This window comes from Kitasatospora sp. NPDC024654, assembly GCF_055559155.1.
The window spans coordinates 1-3,868 of sequence record NZ_JBVHLF010000206.1 but is presented as its reverse complement, the minus strand read 5'-3'; the positions used below and the strand labels follow the sequence as shown (position 1 = coordinate 3,868).

Annotated in this window: 6 protein-coding genes and 1 pseudogene; 3 read left to right on the top strand and 4 right to left on the bottom strand. The window is 69.6% G+C overall.

Going from position 1 to position 3,868, the window contains the following annotated elements:
- Positions 1-275 precede the first annotated feature (275 nt).
- Positions 276-851 carry a helix-turn-helix domain-containing protein gene (locus tag ACZ38L_RS38795; protein WP_465702738.1) on the top strand — a complete coding sequence of 192 codons (576 nt, stop codon included), beginning with the start codon at positions 276-278 and terminating at the stop codon, positions 849-851.
- Positions 852-908: 57 nt separating this feature from the next.
- On the opposite strand, the gene ACZ38L_RS38790 is transcribed toward ACZ38L_RS38795, so the two are convergent.
- Positions 909-1,322 (bottom strand): hypothetical protein, encoded by a 414-nt coding sequence (locus ACZ38L_RS38790; protein ID WP_465702736.1) that lies wholly within the window; start codon positions 1,320-1,322, stop codon positions 909-911.
- Positions 1,323-1,418: 96 nt separating this feature from the next.
- Positions 1,419-1,928 (bottom strand): hypothetical protein, encoded by a 510-nt coding sequence (locus ACZ38L_RS38785; RefSeq protein WP_465702734.1) that lies wholly within the window; start codon positions 1,926-1,928, stop codon positions 1,419-1,421.
- Between the two features lie 181 nt (positions 1,929-2,109).
- On the opposite strand from ACZ38L_RS38785, the gene ACZ38L_RS38780 reads away from it, so the two are divergent.
- Complete coding sequence (locus ACZ38L_RS38780; protein ID WP_465702732.1) at positions 2,110-2,565, top strand: hypothetical protein; 456 nt, start codon at positions 2,110-2,112, stop codon at positions 2,563-2,565.
- 171 nt (positions 2,566-2,736) lie between these two features.
- Positions 2,737-2,913: a hypothetical protein gene (locus tag ACZ38L_RS38775; RefSeq protein WP_465702730.1), complete on the top strand. Its 177-nt coding sequence runs from the start codon at positions 2,737-2,739 to the stop codon at positions 2,911-2,913.
- A gap of 31 nt (positions 2,914-2,944) precedes the next feature.
- Here the strand turns inward: ACZ38L_RS38775 and ACZ38L_RS38770 are convergent, their stop codons facing one another.
- Positions 2,945-3,415, bottom strand: coding sequence for a VOC family protein (locus ACZ38L_RS38770; RefSeq protein WP_465702728.1), 471 nt, complete (start codon positions 3,413-3,415; stop codon positions 2,945-2,947).
- Positions 3,416-3,605: 190 nt separating this feature from the next.
- A pseudogene (locus ACZ38L_RS38765) lies at positions 3,606-3,775 on the bottom strand (dTDP-4-dehydrorhamnose reductase); the annotation flags it as partial.
- Positions 3,776-3,868 lie beyond the last annotated feature (93 nt).

Below are 3,868 nucleotides of genomic sequence, written 5' to 3'. Positions count from 1 at the left end.
CGCCCGTCGAGTACGAGACCAACTACTACCTGGCAACCACAAAACCCCTGGTCACAGCCATCATCTGAGCTCTCTACCGAACCCGGGGCGGTTCACTGCTGACCTGCGAAGCCCTCGGGGCTTGCTTGAGCCGGATGCGGTTAACGCCGCACGTCCGGTTCTGAGGGGGCCGGGTCACGGCAACGTGACCCGGCTACCCGACCACTGAGCCGGGTGACTTGCCGATCGTTCAGGGTGAACGGACTTCCGTATACGACAGCGGGTAGAAGACGTGGGTGAGCAGCACGCCGTACGGCTTCGACGCGGCCAAGCTCCGGGCCGCCCGCGCCGCCGCTGGTGCGTCGGTCGCGCGGATCGCCCGCGAGATGGGGGTGACGGAGCGCGCGGTGAGCCTCTATCTGGCGGGGACGCGCGTTCCGAGGCCGGAGTTGTTGCCGCGGCTGGCGGCCGCCGTCGGTGTCGCGCCAGCCGATCTGTGCACGGTCGAGCACGAGCGGCTGGTTCACCTTCGGGTGTTCACTGGGCGCAGCCGCGCTCAGATGGCGACGGCGCTGGGCATGGCCGAGGAGACCTATCGGCTGGTGGAGACCACCGGGCATCGTGGCCGGGCGGCCACCAGCCGGTACGACGGCCGGTTGGGCCGGTACATCACCTGGGATGAGTGGGCTCCGCCTGTGTACGGCGTCAGCGCCGAACGGCTCGCTCAGGCTGAGCAGCGCACCCGGGAGGCGTGGCAGGAGCTGCGGGCTGAACGGCGACGGCTGTGGCTGGAACACCTCGATCAGGTCGAGCAGGACAGGCTCGCAGAGCTCGGCCGGCAGGGGCGCCGAGCCCGCGGTGGGCGCGGGTGAGCGGCGCCGACTCGCGGGGGTCAGCACCAGAACTCGGCGTCGTCCAGGACACCGCCCTCAGGCTCGTCGGGTTCCTGGGCGGCGTGTTCGTCGGGCCAGGTGCCGAACGGCCCGGGCAGGCCGGGCTGCTCGGCACCGAGCTGGAGGGCGCCGCCCTTGAGCCAGGTAGACCCGGTCAAGCACCAGCAGGTCGCCGACGGGCATGTCGATGGCCTTCTGGAACTTCTCGTTGTAGTCGTTGCCGTCCAGGACGGCCTCGGCGATGCTGAGCAGTTCCCCGGACTCGCTGTCCGCGGCCATCAGCCGGCTGTGCCCGGTGCAGGCCCGCAGCCGGTAGAGCGTCAGCTCCCCGACCTGGGGCCCGTCCTCGTCGTCGCCCGGTTCGGTGATGCAGACCGTCCATCGTTCCGCTGTGTCGCTGTAGGGATCGGCGGTGCCGAACTGGGAGTGCTGGAAGGTCAGGTTCAACATCCCCGGGTTGCTGGGCAGCTCACGGGGGGATCGGCGCGCAGTCATGCCCGGTCAAGGAGCAAGGGCCGCTGGAGGTTCGAGGCGCCGTCTCGGGGCTCAGGCGGGCTCGGCCAGGCGCGGTTGGTCGGGATCGCTCCAGTCCACGGTGCGGACCGTGTCGCGGGCCCAGGCGCGCCACCCATGCAGGCCGGAATCGAAGCACCCGGTGAGGTCGACCGTCTGGATCCGGATGGGTCGGCCGTCGGCGTCTTCCTCCAGGACCGAGGTGACCGGGAAGCCGGCGATGACGGCGTAGCCCCGGTGCGCGACGTGCTTCGTCCAGTCCGCGGGGACGTCCATCTGGAAGTAGGGGGCCGTGCCGTGCTCGGACTTCCAGGTGAAGATCACCTTCGGTTCGGCGAAGGCGGGGTGGGTGACGACATCGGTCGGCGGGACGGGCGGGACGGCGCGCGGGTTGTGCCCCGGCAGCGTGGAGCCTCGGTACAGGCGGGCGTTGATCGCGTCCATGCCCGACTCGCGCATCTGTGCGTGGTTGGCTTCGAACAGTGCCAGGATCCGGGCGCTGACCGCTTCGCCGATCGCCCGGCGGGCTTGCTCCACCCTCATGACCACTCCCATGCCAGCCCCTCCGGCAGCGCTCTCTCGGGCGCCGGTCGTGGCGCCCGGCCGAGCCACTGTAGGGACCGCATGACGGGGGCCGCAGGGAATCCGCGGGCCCTGGTCTCGAACGGGTGGTGTCTACCCGATGCTGGCACCGAGCAGCCTGTCCCGACCCATACTGCGGTCCATGAGTGACGTGGAGAGCGAACTCGACGAGCTGCTGCGCGAGCTGGACTCGTCGCCGCGCTGGGCGTCCTCCCCCCGCCGTTGGGTTGACGATCCGGCACTGCTGCAGGTCGTTCTGGAGGCGGCCAAGCGGGCCCGCACGGCACGAGAGCAGCTCGACGCTCTCATCGAGGCCTGCACCGAACCGCCGGACCTCGTCAGCTGGCGGGCCATGACGATGGGCGCGTGGCTACTTCAGGGCGAATCCGCCGAGCGCCGCGATGCCGAGCGTCGGCAGTCGGCGGAGCAGCTCGTACGCCAACGCGCAGCCCAGCGGCGCGCGGCGCTGGACCTGGTCGCGCAGTTCGCCGATGACCAGCGCACGCAGCTCGCCGCGCAGGAGGAGCGCGCCCTGGGCGAGGTCGCGGCCGGCCCACCGAAGGAGCGGGACGGCGGCTGGTGGCCCCGGCTGGGCTGACGCGGCCGGCTCGGAGCGGGCTTCCGTGGTGAGCCGGTCCCCTTACCCGCGACGACCACGTCGCGGCGGAGGTCCGAGCCATGGCGGTGGCGGCCCGAGACCCGGCGGGTGGGCCGGGATCAGTCACCGGCCTGAGCCATGCCGATCAGGCGGAGGAAGAAAGGGGTGAGCATGAACGACACGACCAGTGCGGACACCGCCCAGAAGGTCGCGATCATCACCGGTGCCAACGGGGGCATCGGCTCCGCCATCGTCACCGCCTACCGCAGCGAACAGTTGCGCTACGAGAGAGCGATATACCAGAGACGCGGATCGGGCTTCCATGTCCCGCGCATCCCGGGCAGGTAGAGTCGGCGGGGTGTGGCCGCGGCCTCGGCATTCACTCCGAATCGCCGGCGCGCGTACTTGACGGCCAGTGCGCGGGCGACCAGTCCCCCTCCGGGTCGGTAGTTTGCCCTACCTCGATCAGGTGGCCGTCAGGATCGCGGATGTAGCAGCGGATCTCGTACTGGTGCTGTTTCGGCGGCGTCAGGAACTGGGCACCCCGGCTGCTCCACTCCGTGTACAAGGCGTTGATGTCTTTGACCCGGATATTGAGGAAACTGCTGACCTGGTCGGGATCGCGCGGGGTCGCAAGGGTGACCGACGGCTTGTCGTCGGTCGGGCCTCCACCGACATTGATGATGATCCAGCTGTTGGCTAGTGCGACATAGGTCAGCCCTCCGGGGCCAGAGTAGGCCACCCGGCCGCCGAGTACTTCGGTGTAGAAGCGCCGAGAGCGCTCGACATCGTCCGAGACGATGAAGTGGGCCAGCACAATTCCTTCTGGCGGTGGTGGGAGCTCGGCCATCTGGTACCTCCACACGTCGGTCTCATACCCCCCGCTTACGACAAGTCCTGCAGGCGGCGTCGCCATGATCGGAATGATCGGAATTCAGCGTTGGTGGAAGCGTGCCCCTCGAAGTAGCCAAAAACTCACGGAATCACCCTCCTGGCGGAATCGCGGGCCGCCGCCGCAAGTCACCGAACGCCGGCACTGGGTGGACGCCGGAGAGGTGGCGGGAGGCGATCTCAAGGAGGGCGGCGGCCAGGTCGGTGAGTGCACGGGGCAGCGGATGTCGTCGGTGAACAGGGCGCCGCTGCGGGTGCCGGCGGCGAGGTCGTGCACCAGGGCGACGTGCGGGGAGCGACGGTCGCCGATGATCAGCGAGCCTTCGCCATCTTCGAACGTGCAGGTCGGAGGGGCTGGCGTGACGGTTCTCCGGGATGCTCGCGCTGGCCGTGGGCGGGTGTCTGCGGTCTT

Excerpts from the sequence above, each read along its gene's own strand:
- ACZ38L_RS38790 (WP_465702736.1), bottom strand. The coding sequence starts at position 1,322 with ATGTTGAACCTGACCTTCCAGCACTCCCAGTTCGGCACCGCCGATCCC.
- ACZ38L_RS38785 (WP_465702734.1), bottom strand. The coding sequence starts at position 1,928 with ATGAGGGTGGAGCAAGCCCGCCGGGCGATCGGCGAAGCGGTCAGCGCC.
- ACZ38L_RS38780 (WP_465702732.1), top strand. The coding sequence starts at position 2,110 with ATGAGTGACGTGGAGAGCGAACTCGACGAGCTGCTGCGCGAGCTGGAC.
- ACZ38L_RS38775 (WP_465702730.1), top strand. The coding sequence starts at position 2,737 with ATGAACGACACGACCAGTGCGGACACCGCCCAGAAGGTCGCGATCATC.
- ACZ38L_RS38770 (WP_465702728.1), bottom strand. The coding sequence starts at position 3,415 with ATGGCCGAGCTCCCACCACCGCCAGAAGGAATTGTGCTGGCCCACTTC.